The sequence below is a fragment of the Streptomyces tibetensis genome (assembly GCF_040647715.1).
Taxonomy (GTDB): domain Bacteria; phylum Actinomycetota; class Actinomycetes; order Streptomycetales; family Streptomycetaceae; genus Streptomyces; species Streptomyces tibetensis_A.
On record NZ_JBEZCR010000004.1, the window covers coordinates 298,886 to 318,151 of the forward strand.

Here is a 19,266-nt window from a genome sequence, read left to right on the forward strand (position 1 = left end):
GGCCCCGGTGGCGCCGGGACGGGACGGAAGCGAGGGGGGTCCGGGCGCACGGCCCGGGGCGTGCGCAAGCGGCCCCGCGAACCCGGCCGCACCCCCGTGAGCCCCCCTGGCACCCAGGCCCGACGTACCAGCACGAGGACACCGATGTCTCACCTCCGCGCACCGGCCGCGCGCGCAGACCGCCGTGAGGGCGGGCGGCACGGGCGCCCCGCCGTCCGTACCGCACCCACGCTGCCCGAGACCCATATACGGCCCCAGCTGCTGCGGCTCGCGGTCCTGCCCCCCGTCGCCGTCGCACTCAGCGGCTGCGCCGCCGTTCTCTTCACCGTCCGGTCCACCGGAACGCGGCCGGGCCCCACCCTGTGGGCGGTGCTCGGCGGCGCGGTCTTCGTGGCCCTCGTCGGCATCGTCGTCGCCGCCGTGGCCGCCGACCGGGCCGCCCGCTCCGTGCACGACCGCATCGGCGTGCTGCGCCGCGGCACCGCCCGGCGCGAGGCCGATCTGCGCACCCTCGTCGAGACGTTGCGCCGCGGCGACGGCCCGCCGCAGCTCGCACCGCAGAGCCGGACCGGCGCTCCCCCGGAGGACGCCGACGACTTCGACCTCCTCGCCGCCGATCTGTCCCGCGCACACGACGGCGCCGTCACCGCCGTCGTGCAGGCCTCCCAGCTCTCCAGCCAGGCCGGAAGCGAACAGAAGCTCGAGGTGTTCGTCAATCTCGCCCGGCGCCTGCAGTCCCTGGTGCACCGCGAGATCTCCATCCTCGACGAGCTGGAGAACGAGATGGAGGACCCCGACCTGCTCAAGGGGCTCTTCCACGTCGACCACCTGGCCACCCGCATCCGCCGTCACGCCGAGAACCTCGCCGTGCTCGGCGGCGCCGTCTCGCGCCGCCAGTGGAGCAACCCGGTCTCCATGACCGAGGTGCTGCGCTCGGCCATCGCCGAGGTCGAGCAGTACTCGCGGGTCAAGCTCGTGCCGCCGGTCGACGGGCAGCTGCGGGGACACGCCGTCGCCGACGTCATCCACCTCCTGGCCGAACTCGTCGAGAACGCCACGGTGTTCTCCGCCCCGCACACCCACGTCCTGCTGCGCGCCAACCTCGTCACCTCCGGGCTCGCCGTCGAGGTCGAGGACCGCGGACTCGGCATGCCCCTGGAGGAGCAGACGCGGATGAACGCGCTGCTCGCCGACCCCGACCAGGTGAACGTCGCCCGGCTCCTGGCGGACGGGCGCATCGGCCTGTTCGTCGTCTCCCAGCTCGCCCGTCGGCACGGCATCACCGTCCGGCTCCAGACCAACATCTACGGCGGAGTGCAGGCGGTGCTCGTCGTACCGCAGGCGCTGCTGGGAGCGGAGGCGGGGGCCGCAGGGGGAGCGGGGCAGCCGCAGGGCGGAACGGCTGCGGAGCGACCGGCCGTGGCGGGACCACCGGCCGGGCAGGCCGGAGCCGGAGCCGGAGCCGGGCCGAGTGTCGTTGCCGGTGCTACCTCCACGGCGCGGTCGCCGGTCGAGGGGACCGAATGCGGGGCCCCCTCCCTCCAGCTGCCCGCGTCCGGGTCCGGGGCGTCGATGCGGCTCGCGGCACCGGCGCCCGGCGCCTCGCGCGGGCACGAACGGGAAGCAGAACCAGCCCCGGGCGGGAACGCTCCGGGGGGCAGGCCCGCGCCCCTGCCCCTGCGCGGTGCCCGTCGGGAGCGTCCGACCCCGGCCGAGGCACGGCCCGGCATCGGTCCCGACGACCGGCGCGTGCTCGCCGAGAACGTCACCGAGCTGCCCACCCCCCGTAGCAGCGCCGTGCGCGGCACCATGGGCAAACCCCAACTGCCCCGCCGACGCGCCCAGGAGCACATCGCACCCCAGCTGCGCGACGGCCCGACGCCACGCCAGGACCCCGACCACCTCGTGGGCCACGACCCGGGTCTGATGGCGGCCTTCCAGCGCGGCATCAGCCTCGCGGAAGCCCAGCAGAACATGGAGTCCGGGTACCCGGACCGGGAGCACGAGGAGCCCTCCCGCACGGACCCGACCCACACGGGCTCCGCACACATGGGCTCCGCCCGCATCGACTCCGCCCACCCAGGCCAGGCCCGGACGGACCCCGCGCCCGGCGGGTCCGCCCCCAGGGAGCCGATGCCCGTCCGGCCGGTTCACCTCGAGGCGCTCCCCTCGGAGCTGTCCCCCTCGCACAGGCCCGCGCCCGGATCCCGTTCCGACCACCGCACGACCACCACCCGGCAGGACGGGAGCGCACCCGCCGGATGACCATCCCCCCTACCCACCCCCACCCCCAGCGCTCCCCAGACCTTCGTACCCCAAGGAGTCGATCCACCATGGCGAGCGATGCGCCGACCGCCCACGTTTCCGACCTCGACTGGCTGATGAGCGGCCTCGTGCAGCGCGTACCGCACACGACCGCCGCGGTGCTCCTGTCCTGCGACGGGCTCGTGAAGTCCGTGCACGGCCTCGACCCGGACAGCGCCGACCACATGGCGGCGCTGGCCTCCGGCCTGTACTCCCTCGGCCGTAGCGCCGGTGTCCGCTTCGGCGACGGCGGCGACGTGCGGCAGGTCGTCGTCGAACTCGCCTCGACCCTGCTGTTCGTCACCACCGCGGGCTCCGGCACCTGCCTCGCCGTGCTCGCCGGCCGTGAGGCCGACGCGGCCGTGCTGGGCTACGAGATGGCGATGCTGGTCAAGAGCGTCCGCCCCTACCTGGTGACCGCCCCCCGTCAGTCCGTCGATTCCCCGGCGATGAGGCCTTGAGCGTGACGGCGGCCGGTGACGGGCCCTGGCTCGACGACGCGGCCGGGCGGCTGGTGCGGCCGTTCACGGTCAGCAACGGCCGCACCCGTCCGACCGTCGCGCTCGACCTCGTGTCGCAGGTGATGGCCACCGGGGCGACCCCCCTCGGCTATCTCGGCCCCGAACACGCGGAAGCGATCGAGCGGTGCCGGGTGCCCGTCGCCGTCGCCGAGGTCGCCGCCCATCTCAAACTGCCGGTGGCCGTCACCAAGGTGCTGCTGGCGGACCTCGTCGACTGCGGGGCCCTGACGACCAAGCCCCCCGCGTTCCACCACAACCCGACGGACCGGGCCCTTCTGGAGGCAGTGCTCGATGGACTACGACGACAGCTCTGACTACACCGACGGACCGGGCCACACCGCAGACCCGTTCCCCACCGCTCTGAAGATCCTGGTGGCGGGCGGATTCGGCGTGGGCAAGACGACCTTCGTCGGCGCGGTCAGCGAGATCGCGCCGCTCAGCACGGAGGAGCTGCTCACCACCGTCGGCGCCGCGACCGACAACCTCGACGGCATCGAGAACAAGCTCGAGACGACCGTGGCCATGGACTTCGGCCGCATCACCCTCGACCCGCAGCACGTGCTGTACCTGTTCGGCACGCCCGGGCAGGAGCGGTTCTGGTTCATGTGGGACGAGTTGTGCGAGGGCGCGCTCGGCGCGGTCATCCTCGCCGACACCCGCCGGCTCCAGGAGTGCTTCGCGGCCGTCGACTTCTTCGAGCAGCGCGGCCTCGGCTTCATCGTCGCGGTCAACGAGTTCGACGGTGCCCACCGCTACCACCCCGAGGAGGTGCGCGGTGCCCTGGACCTGTCCGCGGACGTCCCCGTCGTGTGCTGCGACGCGCGAATCTCCAGCTCCGGGGTCCAGACCCTGCTGACCCTGGTGCGCCACCTCATCGCCCACACGCCGGCCCCCACTACGGGGTATGGCGCCCACACATGACCCCAACACACCCGCCCGGGAGTCCCTATATGACACAAGCCCACAGCCCAGGAGCATGCCCATGACCTACGACCCGCCGCGCCCGGCCGGTCGTCTACTGCTCACACCCGAGGACAAGGAGGCCCCCGCCCGCACCGGCCGACTGCGCGGCCTCGGCCTGGGGGAGCGTCCCGAACCCGCACTCGACGCCTTCGCGCAGCGCCTCGCCGAGCTCACCGGGGCGCCGTACGCCATGGTCAACCTCCCCGGCGAACAGGGGCAGTTCTACGCGGGCCTGCACGTGCCGGCCGTCGCCCCGGTCGTGCGCAGCGACGGGACCAGCCCGCGCCTCGGCCGTGCCCTGCCCCGCGACCACGGCTTCTGCCTCCATGTGGTGGTGCGCCGCAAGGCCCTCGCCCTGGAGGACGTCGCCGACTACCCCCGGTTCGCGGGCAACCCGGTGGTCGACGAGTTCGGCATCCGCTCCTATCTGGGGGCACCGCTCATCGACCGTACGGGCCTGGTGCTGGGCACGGTCAGCGTGGCGGACGTCGCGCCGCGGCCCTGGGGGAAACCCGGCCTGACGACGATCAAGGAACACGCCGCGCGGCTCGTTGTGGAGCTGGAGAGCCGCGACGGCCTGCCGCCCTACTGACGCCGGGGTTCCCACCGGACCCCTGGGGGCGTGAAGGAAAGCTGCGGCGGCGCTTAAGAAAACCTCGATGGACCGGCAGGCCGCGGTACGGCAGATTGCAGTGCGATCCCACTCCTCTCCCGGCCCAGGGGTTCCTTCGGCATGCCCGGAGCCGGGACTCACCCACAGGAGCCGTAGCGGTGAAGGCGCTGGTCAAGCAGAAGGCGGAACCCGGGCTGTGGCTCGCGGACGTCCCCGAACCCACCGTCGGGCCCAAAGACGTGCTCATCAGGGTGCTGCGCACCGGCATCTGCGGCACCGACCTGCACATCAGGGCCTGGGACGGCTGGGCCCGGCAGGCGATCAGCACCCCGCTCGTGGTCGGGCACGAGTTCGTCGGCGAGGTCGTCGAGACCGGCCGCGACGTCACCGACATCTCCGTGGGCGACCGCGTCAGCGGCGAGGGCCACCTGGTGTGCGGCAAGTGCCGCAACTGCCAGGCCGGGCGCCGGCACCTGTGCCGCGCCACCGTCGGGCTGGGCGTCGGCCGGGACGGCGCGTTCGCCGAGTACGTCGCCCTGCCCGCCGCCAACGTCTGGGTGCACCGGGTGCCCGTCGACCTCGACGTGGCAGCCATCTTCGACCCGTTCGGCAACGCCGTGCACACCGCCCTGTCGTTCCCGCTCGTCGGTGAGGACGTCCTGATCACCGGCGCAGGCCCCATCGGCCTGATGGCCGCCGCCGTCGCCCAGCACGCCGGCGTCCGCAACGTCGTGATCACCGATGTCAGCCCGGAGCGGCTGGAGCTGGCCCGCAAGATCGGGGTCAGCCTGGCGCTCGACGTCTCCGGCTCGACCATCGCCGACGGGCAGCGCACGCTCGGACTGCGCGAGGGCTTCGACATCGGCCTGGAGATGTCCGGCCGCCCCGAGGCCCTGCGCGACATGATCGCCAACATGACGCACGGCGGCCGCATCGCCATGCTCGGCCTGCCCGCACAGGAGTTCCCCGTCGACTGGGCCCGGGTCGTCACCTCGATGATCACCATCAAGGGCATCTACGGCCGCGAGATGTTCGAGACCTGGTACGCCATGTCGGTCCTGCTCGAAGCGGGCCTGGACCTGGCGCCCGTCATCACCGGCCGCTACAGCCACCGCGACTTCGAGGCGGCGTTCGAGGACGCGGCGAGCGGCCGCGGCGGCAAGGTCATCCTCGACTGGACCGCGTAACCCCCCACTCCGCGAGCACCTTAGGAGCTTTCCCGATGTTCGACTCCGTGCGCGACGACCTGCGCGCCACCCTCGACGAGATCCGCGCCGCCGGCCTGCACAAGCCCGAGCGCGTGATCGGCACCCCGCAGTCCGCCACCGTGAACGTCACCGCGGGCGGCCGCCCCGGCGAGGTCCTCAACTTCTGCGCCAACAACTACCTCGGGCTCGCCGACCACCCCGAGGTCGTCGCCGCCGCCCACGAGGCCCTGGACCGCTGGGGCTACGGCATGGCCTCCGTCCGCTTCATCTGCGGCACCCAGGAGGTGCACAAGGAACTCGAGGCCAGGCTGTCGGCGTTCCTCGGCCAGGAGGACACGATCCTCTACTCCTCCTGCTTCGACGCCAACGGCGGCGTGTTCGAGACGCTGCTCGGCCCGGAGGACGCGGTCATCTCCGACGCGCTCAACCACGCCTCCATCATCGACGGCATCCGGCTGTCCAAGGCCCGCCGCCTGCGCTACGCCAACCGCGACCTGGCCGAGCTGGAGACCCGTCTCAAGGAGGCGTCCGACGCGCGCCGCCGCCTGATCGTCACCGACGGCGTCTTCTCCATGGACGGCTACGTCGCCCCGCTGCGCGAGATCTGTGACCTCGCCGACCGCTACGACGCGATGGTCATGGTCGACGACTCCCACGCGGTCGGCTTCGTCGGCCCCGGTGGCCGGGGCACGCCCGAGCTGCACGGCGTCATGGACCGCGTCGACATCATCACCGGCACCCTCGGCAAGGCCCTCGGCGGAGCCTCCGGCGGCTACGTCGCCGCCCGCGCCGAGATCGTCGCCCTGCTGCGCCAGCGCTCCCGGCCGTATCTGTTCTCCAACACGCTCGCCCCGGTGATCGCGGCGGCCTCCCTCAAGGTCATCGACCTGTTGGAGTCGGCGGACGACCTGCGCGTCCGGCTGGCCGAGAACACGGCCCTGTTCCGCGGCCGGATGACCGAGGAGGGCTTCGACGTGCTCCCCGGCGATCACGCCATCGCCCCGGTGATGATCGGGGACGCGGCGGTCGCCGGCCGCATGGCGGAGCTGCTGCTGGAGCGCGGCGTCTACGTCATCGGCTTCTCGTACCCGGTGGTGCCGCAGGGCCAGGCCAGGATCCGTGTCCAGCTGTCGGCCGCGCACTCCACGGACGACGTCAACCGCGCGGTCGACGCCTTCGTGGCGGCCCGGGCCCAGCTGGACGCCGGGCAGGCCTGAGGGGCGCGTTTGAGACAATCGATCGCATGATCGAAGCGCGGCGGCTCCACATCCTCCGGGCGGTGGCCGACCACCGTACGGTGACGGCGGCTGCCGCCGCGCTGTTCCTCACCCCCTCGGCCGTCTCCCAGCAGCTCGCCGCCCTGGAGCAGGAGACCGGCCACCGGCTCGTCGAGCGAGGCGCCAAGGGCGTACGGCTCACCCCCGCCGGCGAGATCCTGCTCAACCACACCAACGCGGTCCTCGCCCAGCTGGAGCGGGCCGAGGCCGAGCTCGCCGCGTACAGCTCGGGTGCGGCCGGCACCGTCACGGTCGCCTCCTTCGCCACCGGCATCGCCCTGGTCGTCGCGCCCGCCGTGGCCGGTCTCGCCCGGTCGGCCCCCGGGATCCGCATCCGCGTCCAGGACGCCGAGGGCGACGCCAGCCTGCCGATGGTGCTGGACCGGCAGGTCGATGTCGCGGTCGCCGTCGAGTACCGCGGTGCCCCGCCGGCCGACGACCCGCGGCTGGCCCACGTACCGCTGTACGCCGAGCCCTTCGACGCGGTCCTGCCGGTCACCCACCGTCTGGCGGACGCGACGCAGGTCCCTCTCGCCGAACTCGCCAAGGACGCCTGGATCGGCCCCTACCCCGGCAATCCCTGTCATGACGTGGTGGTCCTGGCCTGCGAGAACGCCGGGTTCCAGCCGCGTATGCAGCACTCCTCGGACGACTTCCGCGCGGTCGTCGCCCTTGCCTCGGCCGACGCGGGTGTCGCCCTGGTACCGCGCTCGGCGCTGCGCGGCATGGACCTCGCCGGGGTGGTCGTCCGTCCCGTCGACGGGACGCCCCCCACCCGTCGGGTCTTCGCCGCCGTCCGAAGGGGAGCCGAGGAGCACCCCCTCATCCGCCCCGTGCTGGACGCGCTCGGCGCCGCGGCCGAGGTGTGAGCGCCCCGTAACCCAGCCGTCTCATATGCGGGATAACGTCCCGCATATGAGAAGCGACGACGAAGTGGACCCGGTCGACGCCCGGCTGGGCGCACGCCTGGCCGAGCTGCGGGCCGAACACGGCTGGTCCCTGGGCGAGTTGGCGGACCGCAGCGGGGTGAGCCGGTCGACCCTGTCCCGGGCCGAGAGGGCGGAGACCAGCCCGACGGCCGCACTCCTGAACCGCCTCTGCGCCGTCTACGGACGCACCATGTCCCAGCTGCTCAGCGAGGTCGAGGCGGAACCGGAGGCCGTGGTCCGCTCCGCCGGGCAGCCCGTGTGGCAGGACCGGGCCTCCGGCTTCGTCCGGCGCTCCGTGTCGCCCCCGCACCCCGCCCTGCGCGGCGAGCTGATCGAGGCCCGCCTCTCGCCCGGCGCCGACATCGCCTACGACCGTCCGCCCCTGGCCGGGCTGGAGCAGCACATCTGGATCCTGGAGGGGGCCCTGGACGTGACCGCCGAGGACACCGAACACCACCTCGCCATCGGGGACTGCCTGAGGCTGCGCGTGTGGGGCCCGACCCGGTTCCGGTGCGCCGCTCCCGAGGGCGTGCGGTATCTGCTGACGGTGGTGCGGCCGTGATCCGCCTGGACGAGGCCCGGCTCCGGGAACACGTGGAGACGTTGGCAGATCTGTTGTGCGACACGGTCAACGGTGGCGCGTCGGTCGGATTCCTCGCCCCGCTCACCCGGGTGGAAGCCCTGGCCTGGTGGGAGGAGCGGGCCGCGGACGTCGCCGCGGGCCGGCTCGCCGTCTGGGCCGTGTGCGAGGGGGAGCGGGTGCTCGGCACCGTGAGCCTGGCCTTCCCCGGCAAGACCAACAGCCGGCACCGCGCCGAACTCGTGAAGCTGATGGTGCACCGGACGGCCCGTGGCCGCGGTCTCGGCCGCGGGCTTCTGGCCGGGGCGGAGGCCGAGGCGGCGGCGGCCGGTGTCGGCCTCCTGCACCTGGACACCGAGACCGGCAGCCCCGCCGAGCGCCTGTACCGGTCCGCCGGGTGGATCCCGATCGGCGCGATCCCCGACTACGCGGCCGATCCCGGCGGGGTGCTGCGGCCGACGACGATCTACTACAAGCACATCCCGGCCCCGGCTCCCACCAGGTGATTGTCAGTGCGAGCCGATACGGTGCCTGCCATGCCGGATGCCGAAGACGTACGACGGATCGCCCTGTCCCTGCCGGACACGACGGAGAAGATCGCCTGGAGCATGCCCACGTTCCGGGTCGCGGGCAAGATGTTCGCCACGCTGCCGGAGGACGAGACGTCCCTCGCCGTGCGCTGCCCCAAGGAGGAGCGGAACGAGCTGGTGCTCGCCGAGCCGGGGAAGTTCTGGATCGCCGACCACGAGTCCCAGTTCGCCTGGGTGCGGGCCCGGCTCGACGCCATCGAGGACGAGGCCGAACTGCGCGACATCCTGGCCGACTCCTGGCGCCAGGCGGCCCCGGCCCGACTCCTCGAGGCCCATCCCCGGCTCGGCCTGCCGGCGCAGTGACGTCCGCCCGGTCTCACCCTCGGACGGCCGCCGCCCCGACGAAGCCCCCGATGCGCTCCCGCAGCGACCGGGCGTCGACACTGTGGGCGGCGACGTGCTCCTCCATCTGCCCGTAGCGCCGCAGCTCTCGACGGCCCACGCCCAGTCCGAGGACCCGGTGCGGCACATCCGACAGCGCGTCGTTCGCGGCGGCCGTCGAGGTGCCCGCCAGGTAGGGCTCGACGAGGACGACGTCCGTCCCGGCCGTCTCGGCGGCCCGGCGCAGGGCGGCGCCGTCGAAGGGTCGGACGGTGGTCGCGTACAGGACGGTGACGTCGAGTCCCTCGGTGGCGGCGAGCACGGCGTCGAGCATCGGCCCGACGGCGACCACCACGCCGGAGTGTCCCTCGCGGACCGTACGGAAGTGCTCGCCGTCGACCGGCAGTGCCTGTCCGTTGGCCTGGACGGACAGCCGCACGTACACCTTGTCGTCACCCGCGGCGACCGCGTGCCTGAGCAGTGTCTCGGCCTCGTCCGGGTGACCCGGCACATGGACGGTCCAGCCGTCCAGGGTGTCGAGCAGCGCCACGTCGCCGGGAGCCATGTGGGTGTAGCCCCCGGCCGGCCAGTCGAAGGAGGCGGCGGCGCTCACCAGCACCGCCCCCGCGTCCTGGTGCCCGAGGTCCAGCTTCACCTGCTCGAAGGGCCGCTCCACGAGGAAGCTGGCGAAAGTGTGCACGACGGGCCGTAGCCCGGTCAGCGCCAGCCCCGCCGCCGCCCCGACCAGGAGCTGCTCGCGGATGCCGACGTCGACGACCCGGCCGGGATGGCGGCGGGCGGCCGCCGCGAAGCCGTCCGTGCCGATCGCAGCGAGGACCACGGCCACCCGGGGGTCCTCGTCGAGGAGCCGGGGACGACGGGGGCGAAACGGTCGCGCATGGTGTCCATGGGGGAGGGTTCCTCTCGGTGCAGGGATCAGGCGGACTTCGGCTCGACCCGGGCCACGACCACGTGCGGGCGGCCCGGGTGCGGCGCGGTGAAGGCGGCGTACAGGGCATCGTGGTCACGGCCGTCGACGGTCAGCGCGGACCAGCCCGCCGCCTCGAAGCGGGCGGCGATCCCGCCGGGCCGCGCATAGGCGGCGGAGGCGTTGTCGACGACGACCGTGTGCAGCCGGTCGAGCCCGGCGGGCCCGGCGAAGGCGATCGCCTCGTGGTTGCTGCCCTCGTCCAGCTCGGCGTCCCCGATCAACGCCCACACCCGCGGCTCGTCGAGCCCCTGGGCACGCAGCCCCAGCGCGGTACCGACGGCGATGGGCAGCCCGTGCCCCAGCGATCCGCTGCCGATCTCGACCCCCGGCACCAGCGTGCGGTCGGGGTGGTGGCCGAGCGGGGAGTCGTACGAGCCGAAGCCGGGCAGCCACTCCACCGGCAGGAAGCCCTTGGCGGCCAGGACGGCGTAGTACGCCATCGGCCCGTGCCCCTTCGACAGCAGGAACCGGTCCCGCCCCGGGTCCTCCCGGCTCTCCGGGCTCACCCGCAGCACCCGGTCGTAGAGGACCCACAGGGCGTCCAGCGTGGACGTCGCGGCCGGCCCGTGCTTCTCGTCGCCGGTCATCAGGCTCATCAGCCCCGGCAGATCGCCATGGGTGTACGTGTGCGTCAGTGTCGCGTCGGTCATGACGACGAGCGTGCAACCTCAACCAAGCTTGAGGTCAAGCGGCGTCCCTCGGAAACGGATGCGCGATCACCGGTGCGAGTGCGGTATTGTTTCCCTGCGCGTTCGGCCGGGGGAACCCCCAGGTCAGACGGGCAACGGGACGTGGCGCAGCTTGGTAGCGCACTTGACTGGGGGTCAAGGGGTCGCAGGTTCAAATCCTGTCGTCCCGACCGTGCGAAGGGTCTTCACGGGCAGCAGCCTGTGAAGGCCCCTTTTCGTGCAGGCCGACATGAAGACGGCCGTCATGGCGGACCGGCCAAAGAGCCGGTCCGGCCCTACCCGCGGTCCGGAGGGGTCCACACCCGGGGGTGCAGCGCCACTCCGGCCGCCGGGGCGGCAGCTACATGATCCCGACCCTGGCGCGGGGGAGACTCACCGCGAACCCGACCAGGGGTTGGGCAGCCGCAGCGCGCGCCAGGGGTAGTTCCGGGGCGATCAGGTAGATCGTCAGCAGAGGCTGATCCGCGTGTCGTACGTCGATGCCGTGAACCTCGTCGTTGCGGCGGTCGTGCAGGGCCTTCAACTGGTAGACGCCGTCCTCGGACACGTCCTCGGGGCGACGCACCGCCGTCCGGACGCTGTGCCCGGCCACGACCACCTCACCCCGGCCGGTCGCCGGGCTGGCGATCTGCACTGCCCAGCGCTGCATCTCCCCGCGAGCCACGCACTTGCGCACGTAGGTGGAGAGGTCGTTGATCGGTTCTCCCTGCCCTGCCGGAGGAAGCGCGGGGACGTAGGGATCCAGGAATCCCGTGAGCACGCGCTCCGTCGGGACGTCGTCCCACACGAGGTTCCCCCCGTCCACGGGCCGGGGGCCCGGGCCCAGCCCGTCGAGTGAACGGACGAAGCTCTCCAGCATCCGGAAGTTGCGCCGGACCACAGGAGGTGACAGACGGAAGTGCCGGAGCTCGATCAGCGCCCCTGGGTGGAGCTCCACGGCGTTCCGGCGACGCCCCAGCACCTCGGGCGTCACGTACAGGCGGCACACGTCCTCGTAGCCGGTGCGGTAACCGAAGGCGCTGCTCAACTGAAGCAGCGTGTCGGGTGTGCCGGTGGCCCGCAGGTAATAGCCGACGGTCAGCCCCTCCAGGACTGCGCCCCGTGCCAGTTTCGTACCTCCGACGGCCATGATGCTCAGACCCTTGGGGTGTGCGTGCCATGCGGGCAATCCGGTCGAGCCGCTGTTCACCAGGACCACGTGGATCTCCTGGGCGACGGTCGCCAGATGCCGCGACGCGCGCGCCCAGGCGACCGATTCCGCAGCTGTCTCCGGGCGCATGTCCTCCGGGGCGAAATCCGACCGCCACAGGGAGTAGAACTCGTTCAGCAGCTCTCGGCTGCCCGGTTCCGACAGACGGGTGGCGACGAACCGCATGTACCCGGCCAACTGCTCGTGGACCTGGGCCTGGACGGCGGTGAACCGACTCACCGAGACCAGCATGGAGTGGTGCATGTGTGTCTGTCCCCGCTCCCGCCGCAGCGCGCCGGCCAGCACGAACGCGTGCACGGCCTCCCGCAGGGAGGACGGGAGATCCCTGCCCACCGACTGGGTGGCGTCATGGCGGGCGGGCAGCCACCACTCCTGGTCGGTGACCTCGAACAGGCGGGGCAGCCATTCCTCCGTCATCGGCTCGGGCTCCTCGCCCCAGCGGTGCATCGGCAGACTGTGCACGAAGTGGTCGGGATACCGCAGCCGTTCCTCGCCCCCGGGACCAGGGATCGGCAGGAAGGGCGCGAAGGCGAAGCTGACGTAGGTCGCTACCGAGAACTGTGACAACAGGTGCAGGACGCTGTCATCCACTGCTGAGGGCCTGCCCGTGGTGGCTGAGTCGATCACCAGGAGCGGAAGGTCCGGCGCCGGGGCCATGCGCCGGCTCCGTCGCACGAGCCAGGTACGGACACTGTCCACCACGCGCTTGTTCTTCTTGATCACGAAGATCAGGGGAGAGCCGTCCGGAGCGGCGTCCGTACGAGCGGCTCCGCGCGTCGTGAAGTCGCTGGTGGTGCTGGTGAGCGCGGCGATCTCCAGATGCTCGTGCGTCCGCAGGGTGCCCACGCCCACGGGCCTCACCACCTGCGGGTCGTAGCGGGAGTACGCGGTCTGATAGGCGGTGTCGAAGCCCAGCAAGCCCTCGTCGATCAACCGTTGGGTCTGCAGGCGCTCGTCATGGAACGGTCCGGTCAGAACGACGATCAGACGGTAGCCCGCGTCCAGTGCTTTGGCGGCCAGGCCGATGACGACCGTGGACTGCGACGCCTGATCAGGAGCGATGACCACGCCCGCCCGCTGCCGCCGTCCTCGACTGCGCGGATCCACGAGCTCTTCCAGCAGCCGGTCCGTGGCCTGGTCGAGCAGGGACGTCTGAGACGTCGTACGGCTCGGTGCCTGTTCGAGCAGGGCCGCATAACGCCCCCAGAACGTCTCGTAGCGGGGACGCACTTCACGACGGTGCCACGGCTCCCGGCCGCTCGGCAGGCCCTGGCGCGGGCCCGAGCGTTCGGCGTCCAGCAGGCGCCACAGGGCGTCGGGGTCCACGTCGATGCCCTGTCGGCGCAGGAGCGTCAAGGCCACATCGAAGGCGTCCCTCATGGAGTCGAGGTCGGAAGCGAGGAGGGCCGTCACCACCTGTGCCGCGAGCCGGCTCGCGTCGGGCACCGGCTCCGGCACGTGGTCTGTCAGCGCCGGCAACGGGCGGCTGCCGCCTGTTGCCGGCGACGGTTCCGGCGTCCGGCGTACTCCCAGCAGCTCCAGTGTCCGCGTCAGCGCCCGCCCCACCGGCGTCGACTCCGCCGCAAGGTCCTCAGCGAAGAGGTCGCCGTCGTCGCCGTCCGTACGGCCCGCCACCATTGCCATGGTCCCGCGCCCTTCCCGCCGCGCCGTCACATGACGGCCGAGGGCTCGGCCCAGTCGCAGAGCATCGTGTTCGGACAGTTCAGCCGCCAACCGGGCGCGGATCTCCGGCTGTGCTTCCAGGACGACCGCGCCGGCGGAGTCCGCGTGCAGGGCGAACAGGCCGGAGGCGATCAGTTCGGCGACGTTCGCGGTCGTGGCCTCGGGGACCAGTTCCTGGCGGAGCACGTGCAGCATGTCGAGACTCAGCCGGTCGAAGGTGCAGCACAACACGGCGAGCCGTGCGGCGGCGGGCGCGGCGGTCCGCAGGAAGCCCTCGGTGCGGGCCTCCGGCCCCCTGCCGGCCGACGACGGTACGTCCCCCGTGCCCCGGGCCGGGTCAGGACGCCCGGCGGAGGGAACCAGGGTGGCGGCACAGCCCTCCGGCGCTCCGAGCATCATGGCCCGCGACCACCGCTCCAGGGAGTGCACGGAGAGGGACAGCACCGGCACCGCGAGCCACTGGTCGCGGCCGGCACCGTCCTCGCCGCGCGGCATCAGAGACGGGAGCCGGAAAGCCAGCCCGCTGTTGCCGCCGCCGGGAGTGGCCTGCGTGACACGGGTGGTCGGCAGGTCGAGACCCGTGCGGCGCCAGAGTTTGGTGGGCAGTGGGTTCAGCAGGGCGAGGGACGCGGTGCGGGACCAGGCCCACAGACGCTGCCACACCTCGGGTGCACGCCAGGCTCCGGCGACGCAGTCCGACACGACGACGATCAGTCGGCGGCCGTCGGCCGAGCCGGGCTGCCCGGACGACACCGGCCTTCCCTGCCGGTCGCTCAGTGCCACGCCGTTCTCGGGGTCGAAGCGCAGCACACGGACCTGAAGGGTGCGGAACGCGCCGAGCTGGTCGAGTACGTCCACGAACGCCTGGACGGTCGCTTGCCACACCTGCATGGAGGGGGAGCGGTCGACGACGAGAGTCAGGTCGAACCAGCGTTCCGGCTCGTGGGTGAGCGCCGGAAGGAGTTCCCCGCTGCGCGCGTAGCCGTCCACGGTGGCGCTGAGGTCGAGCGTATGGCGCCGCCCCGTCGGCCACGGCCGCTTCCAGGGGCGCAATGCCCTGGTGAGAGGAAGCGCGAGGGGCAGCGCGGAGGGACGGGGAGCGGCGAATGCGTCCCCGGCGACCGGGGAGTCGACGCCGGGCAGCCGTTCGTGCAGGGGACGGGTCTGCTGTTGCGGAGACGGGAGCGAGGTCGACCGGGGAGCCGTCCCGCCGTCGACGGAACGCGGTCGTGCATCCTCCAGCGCCTTTCCGGCGGTGGGAGGCGCGGGCTCTGCCTCGTCCGACTCGGTTCCCGCCGGAAGAGGGCCGGTTCCCATGCGCGACGCCAGCCAGAGTGCCTCCGCGAGGCCCGTGGCATCGAGCTGGGGTGCTACGGCACTCAGCGTCGAGACAGCTCTCATCAAAGCGCCGTCCGAAGCCCGTGGTTCATCGGGGGACCGTGGGCCCTCAGACACGGGACAGCTCGCGCAAGATCAGCTCCATGACGTCCTGGACTGTGTCGCCGGAAGGGGCTTCCCCACTGGTCAGGACATGGACCGCGTTCAGCAACTGGTCGACGGCGAGGCTCTCGCCGGACGCGAGCCGGTCCACGAACCGGGCGATCAGCGTGTCGACCGACGCGGAGTGCTCGGGGCCGACCCGCAGATGGGCCGCCACGACACCGCGCAGCGACTCGACCGTCGGCGCCGGCATCGTGAAACGGATGCAGCGGCGCAGGAACGCGGCCGGGAAGTCGCGCTCACCGTTGCTCGTCATCACGATGAACGGGAAGGTGTCACACCGCACCCTGCCGTTGGCGATGGTGTGCAGGTCGTCACCGCCCCATTCCCGGATGTCGACCTCGGCCCGCTGGTAGCGGGCCAGTTCCGGGATCTCGAACTCGCCGTGCTCCAGGACGTCGAGGAGATCGCTGGGCAGATCGAAGTCGCTCTTGTCGATCTCGTCGATCAGCAGGGCGCGGGGTCGCTTCACCGGCAGCAGGGCAGTGCCCAGCGGGCCCAGCCGCAGGAACGGGGCGATGTCGTCGCCGGAGTCGTCGGCCAGTCGCTGGGCGTGGATCCTGCCCAGAGCGTCGTACCGGTAGAGCGCGTCGACGAGCGTGCTGCGTGAGGTGATGTGCCAGCGCAGGGGCTCGCCCATCGTGAGTTCCTCCGCCACCTGCTCGATCACGCTCGACTTGCCCGAACCGGGAGCACCGGTCAGCAGCAGTGGACGGCGCAGCAACAGCGCGGCGTTGACCGCCTCCACCAGGCCGGGAGGCGGCTGGAACCGGTCGGGCCGCGGCCGACGGGGGAAAGAGCGCCAGGGCGGGGGGTCACCGAGGTCCACCTCCTTGGGCTGGCCGTCGCCGACGTAGAAAGGGGTCCAGGTCATCGGGTGTTCTCTCCATCGCCCGTGCGGGTTTCGAACCAGTCGCAGAAGTTGAGCCATTGATTGTCGAGCCATGCGGACCGCACCCGGGCGAGATCGACTTGGCGGCTCGCCGGGTTCGCTCCGCCGGCGGCCTCTCGCCACGCCTTGCGGTAGGCCGCGCTGAACTCGGCGGGGAGCTGGTCCCACAGCCGCTCCACGCTGTCACGCGAAGCCGCGGGCAGCTCGCCCGGACCGTCGGGCCACAGCACGATCGGGGCGTACGCCAGCAGTGGCGGCAGAAGGTCCCCCAGCCGCTCGGGCCGGTGGGCCAGGGCCACGGCCTGTTCGTAGACGCCACTCTCCAGGCGAGCGGTGAGGTCGTCCAGGTGACCGGTTTCCTGTGGTCCGAGCCAGTCCAGAGGGACGCTGTCGCCCTTGTGCATTGCCTCGAGCCGGTCACGGGCGTAGTCGTTGATCCAGGAGATGTGAGCGGGCGGGCACAGCCGGTCGCTCCACCGCAAGACGACGTTGTACTGGACACCCAGCCGCGGCCCGACCCGGGCCTCTTCGGGCCGCCAACAGGCAAGCAGTGCAGAGGGAGCAGCGATGTCGACATTTCTCAGCCGTAGACCCGCCTCTCGTGCACGCCGGGCGGCCCAGGTCAGCACGGCGCCGAGTGTCCTCTCGACTCCGGGCTGGGTGGGGTCGCAGGGGAACTCCTCGTGGGCGAGGGGCGTGTCACCGTCGAGCAGCCAGGCCAGCAGGACTTCGGGCCAGTCGTCAGCGACCGCCGCGTGCAAGCTCACCACGAGGCGCAGTCGGCACTCGGCGCGACGTTCGGCCGTTTCTGCGAAGGCGTCGTTCAGCTCCACGACCGCTCCCACGGCGGTGGACCACGCCGCCACCTCACCCGTGGACGCGTCCAGATGATCCTCCGTGGCGAGCGCGGCGACGAACGCGGCCAGGGGCGCCGTACGGCTGCTGCCCGCCCGGGGAACACGCAGGCACAGGGCTTCCACGCAATCGCGCAGCAGGTCGGTGCCCTCGGTGAGGGGTGCCCGCACGGCGCCGCCCGCCGCCGCGGAGAAGGCGCGTCGCAGGCGGACGGACGTCAGCGGCCGGCCCGGCCACCGCAGCAGGAGGACGGTGGTGCGCACCGCGACCGACAGGCCGTCGACGATGCGGAGGGCCGTGGCCACCTCGTATGCGTCGGCGGTACCGGCCCGGCGCAGCTCGTTCAGCGTCTCACGCAGTCGCTGCAATTCGGCAGCGGTGCCCGGCACGGCGGTGGGCACCGCCGCGCCGAGGGGCTCCAGCACCCAGTGCAGTTCCTCTTCGCCCAGCGGTCCGAGCAGCGCTCCGGCATGCGCTGCGTGCCGGGCGTTGCGGGCGATCCACGGACGCGGTCCGATCAGATCGCCCTCCTGCGTGACGAGTTTGACGCCCGTACCCGCCACCGCGTTGACGGAGTCCCGGACGTCCCCGGCCGAGAGGTACTCGCCCGCTCCGGCCACGCCTGCGCGCAGGACTTGGACGACGCCACGGGTGAACGCCAGACCGTAGGCGTCTTCGGTGACGCCCACCGCCGTCAGTATCGACAACATGGTCGACCCCTGGCGCACGCCCGCGCTCAGCGTGGTGAGGTCCGGTACGGCTCCACCGGCACGACAGGTGTCGACCAGAGCGATGACGCCCTCGACACCCGGCGTGTCCAGGGCGTCGGCGAGCAGCCTGCCGAGATCGACGACGGTGGTCGGCGCGTCGGCGCGGGAGTCGCAGGCCATGAAGGACAGCCGAGGGATGTCACCCGGTGTGGTCCCGTGGCCCAGGAATGCGAGGAGCAGCGTGGCCCCTGCCTCGCCGGCCTGTTCCGCCGCCTCCCTGACCGCCTTCTCCACCTGCGCCTGGGTGACGTCCGCTCCGCTCAGCAGCGAGCTCTCGTCGCAGCCGCCGGTCGCAGGGTCGGTGAGGACCGTCTGCAGGGACCGGGCCACCTCTTCGAGACCGTCGAGCAGCCCCAGGTCGGGGCACTGCGGTGCGACCACCAGGAGGTGACGGGGCGGGGAAGGCGGATTCATGCGGACGTGACTGCTTCGAGCGCCTCGGCGATCGGGCCCGCCACACCCGGCTGGGCGAGGTACTTGGCCGCCGGGTGCACATAGGCACCGTCGGAGTCCACGCGCCTGCTCACGGGGGCCACCGACGCTGCGTTCGGCGCGACGAACCGCTCGAGATCGGGCCGGGCGGTGACGAAGTCGTCGCGGTCCCAGAAGTTCAGCCACTCGCGGACCTGGTCCGGCGTTCGCAGCGGCTGGGGGCGTACCCGGGGCTGTACGGCCGCTCGCATGCCGAGGGGCGAGCCCAGCGTGACGAACAGCGGCACCGGCGCCTGGTGTTCGTGCAGCGTCTCGAAGGCCACCACGGTGCCCAGCGAATGAGCGACGACGACGGTGGGACCTGCCGGGTCGAGTTCCGCCCGTACGCGGTCGCGGATGCGGGTGTCGAGGCCCGCGCCGGCCTCGTCGGGGTGCTGGCGAGCCAGGTACTGCCTGACCTGCCGGAGGTGGTGGACCATCAGTCGGCCGCTGGTCCAGCCCCCGACGGTGCGCAGCCCGGGCATCGCCAGGAGCGTGTTCCCCGCGGCGAGGACACGCCGCAGGACATCTCCCGCCCCCTGTGCCTCCCCGTCCGGGGCGAGCTGGTTCCTGGCCCTGCGCAGCACCTGTTCTTCCCGGTCCTCCCGCGGTTCGTCAAGGCGGGCGTCCACCGCGTCCAGGAGCATCTGCGCGAGTTCCGCCTCCTCCTCCGACGCCTCGGTCTCCTGGGGCTCCCGGCCCGGGAACAGGTCACCGTAGTGCGCGAAACGGACATCGACCGACGTGCCGTCCAGCAACTGCGGCACCCGGCGGGAGTGCCCGGCGGCCCGCATCCCCTCACCCAGCGCGCGTCGCCACTCGTCCAGATCCGTGGCCACGACCCGGGGCTTGCCGACCCCGTGGACGAAGACGAGACGTGGTGTCATCGAGCCCCCCGC

The 19,266-nt window shown here is 72.3% G+C and carries 16 protein-coding genes, 1 tRNA gene and 1 pseudogene; 12 read left to right on the forward strand and 6 right to left on the reverse strand.

Translation table 11 applies throughout. The annotated features are described in order from the left end of the window. The first annotated feature begins 144 nt into the window (after positions 1-144). The 11 genes from AB0B29_RS12980 to AB0B29_RS13030 all read left to right on the forward strand — a co-directional run bounded on the left by AB0B29_RS12980 (position 145) and on the right by AB0B29_RS13030 (position 9,288). Positions 145-2,265, forward strand: a complete 2,121-nt coding sequence (locus AB0B29_RS12980) for an ATP-binding protein (protein ID WP_362237890.1) — start codon at positions 145-147, stop codon at positions 2,263-2,265. Positions 2,266-2,333: 68 nt separating this feature from the next. Then, positions 2,334-2,765 carry a roadblock/LC7 domain-containing protein gene (locus AB0B29_RS12985; protein WP_053671618.1) on the forward strand — a complete coding sequence of 144 codons (432 nt, stop codon included), beginning with the start codon at positions 2,334-2,336 and terminating at the stop codon, positions 2,763-2,765. 2 nt (positions 2,766-2,767) lie between these two features. Continuing rightward, positions 2,768-3,139: a DUF742 domain-containing protein gene (locus tag AB0B29_RS12990; RefSeq protein ID WP_362238693.1), complete on the forward strand. Its 372-nt coding sequence runs from the start codon at positions 2,768-2,770 to the stop codon at positions 3,137-3,139. Further along, the gene (locus AB0B29_RS12995; protein ID WP_362237893.1) at positions 3,117-3,746 is read left to right on the forward strand and encodes a GTP-binding protein; all 630 of its coding nucleotides are present in this window, start codon (positions 3,117-3,119) and stop codon (positions 3,744-3,746) included. Before AB0B29_RS12990 ends, AB0B29_RS12995 begins: the two co-directional genes overlap by 23 nt. Positions 3,747-3,807: 61 nt before the next feature. Continuing rightward, complete coding sequence (locus AB0B29_RS13000; protein WP_362237896.1) at positions 3,808-4,380, forward strand: GAF domain-containing protein; 573 nt, start codon at positions 3,808-3,810, stop codon at positions 4,378-4,380. Positions 4,381-4,559: 179 nt separating this feature from the next. Then, positions 4,560-5,588, forward strand: a complete 1,029-nt coding sequence (tdh, locus tag AB0B29_RS13005) for an L-threonine 3-dehydrogenase (RefSeq protein WP_362237898.1) — start codon at positions 4,560-4,562, stop codon at positions 5,586-5,588. 35 nt (positions 5,589-5,623) lie between these two features. Next, complete coding sequence (locus tag AB0B29_RS13010; RefSeq protein ID WP_362237900.1) at positions 5,624-6,826, forward strand: glycine C-acetyltransferase; 1,203 nt, start codon at positions 5,624-5,626, stop codon at positions 6,824-6,826. Between the two features lie 26 nt (positions 6,827-6,852). Continuing rightward, entirely contained in the window at positions 6,853-7,755 is a 903-nt protein-coding gene (locus tag AB0B29_RS13015) for a LysR family transcriptional regulator (RefSeq protein WP_362237902.1), read from the forward strand. A 46-nt stretch (positions 7,756-7,801) separates the two neighbouring features. Next, positions 7,802-8,377, forward strand: a complete 576-nt coding sequence (locus AB0B29_RS13020) for a helix-turn-helix domain-containing protein (protein WP_362237905.1) — start codon at positions 7,802-7,804, stop codon at positions 8,375-8,377. Beyond that, positions 8,374-8,901 (forward strand): GNAT family N-acetyltransferase, encoded by a 528-nt coding sequence (locus AB0B29_RS13025; protein ID WP_362237908.1) that lies wholly within the window; start codon positions 8,374-8,376, stop codon positions 8,899-8,901. Before AB0B29_RS13020 ends, AB0B29_RS13025 begins: the two co-directional genes overlap by 4 nt. Positions 8,902-8,931: 30 nt before the next feature. Next, positions 8,932-9,288, forward strand: coding sequence for an MmcQ/YjbR family DNA-binding protein (locus AB0B29_RS13030; protein ID WP_362237910.1), 357 nt, complete (start codon positions 8,932-8,934; stop codon positions 9,286-9,288). Between the two features lie 13 nt (positions 9,289-9,301). Here the strand turns inward: AB0B29_RS13030 and AB0B29_RS13035 are convergent. Both AB0B29_RS13035 and AB0B29_RS13040 read right to left on the reverse strand, forming a co-directional pair. Further along, positions 9,302-10,215 (reverse strand): annotated as a pseudogene (locus tag AB0B29_RS13035) (transketolase family protein). Positions 10,216-10,242: 27 nt separating this feature from the next. Continuing rightward, a complete protein-coding gene (locus AB0B29_RS13040) occupies positions 10,243-10,947 on the reverse strand; it encodes a transketolase (RefSeq protein ID WP_362237913.1) in 705 nt (234 codons plus the stop codon). A 135-nt stretch (positions 10,948-11,082) separates the two neighbouring features. On the opposite strand from AB0B29_RS13040, the gene AB0B29_RS13045 reads away from it, so the two are divergent. Continuing rightward, positions 11,083-11,156 (forward strand) — tRNA-Pro (locus AB0B29_RS13045). A 170-nt stretch (positions 11,157-11,326) separates the two neighbouring features. Here the strand turns inward: AB0B29_RS13045 and AB0B29_RS13050 are convergent. The 4 genes from AB0B29_RS13050 to AB0B29_RS13065 are packed head-to-tail and all read right to left on the reverse strand — an operon-like array spanning position 11,327 to position 19,254. Next, positions 11,327-15,280, reverse strand: a complete 3,954-nt coding sequence (locus AB0B29_RS13050; protein ID WP_362237916.1) for an SAV_2336 N-terminal domain-related protein — start codon at positions 15,278-15,280, stop codon at positions 11,327-11,329. Positions 15,281-15,326: 46 nt separating this feature from the next. Then, positions 15,327-16,253 (reverse strand): AAA family ATPase, encoded by a 927-nt coding sequence (locus AB0B29_RS13055; protein WP_362237919.1) that lies wholly within the window; start codon positions 16,251-16,253, stop codon positions 15,327-15,329. Then, on the reverse strand, positions 16,250-18,310 hold the full coding sequence (locus AB0B29_RS13060) for a hypothetical protein (protein WP_362237921.1): 2,061 nt from the start codon (positions 18,308-18,310) through the stop codon (positions 16,250-16,252). Before AB0B29_RS13060 ends, AB0B29_RS13055 begins: the two co-directional genes overlap by 4 nt. Further along, a complete protein-coding gene (locus AB0B29_RS13065; RefSeq protein WP_362237924.1) occupies positions 18,307-19,254 on the reverse strand; it encodes an alpha/beta hydrolase in 948 nt (315 codons plus the stop codon). Before AB0B29_RS13065 ends, AB0B29_RS13060 begins: the two co-directional genes overlap by 4 nt. Between the last annotated feature and the right edge of the window lie 12 nt (positions 19,255-19,266).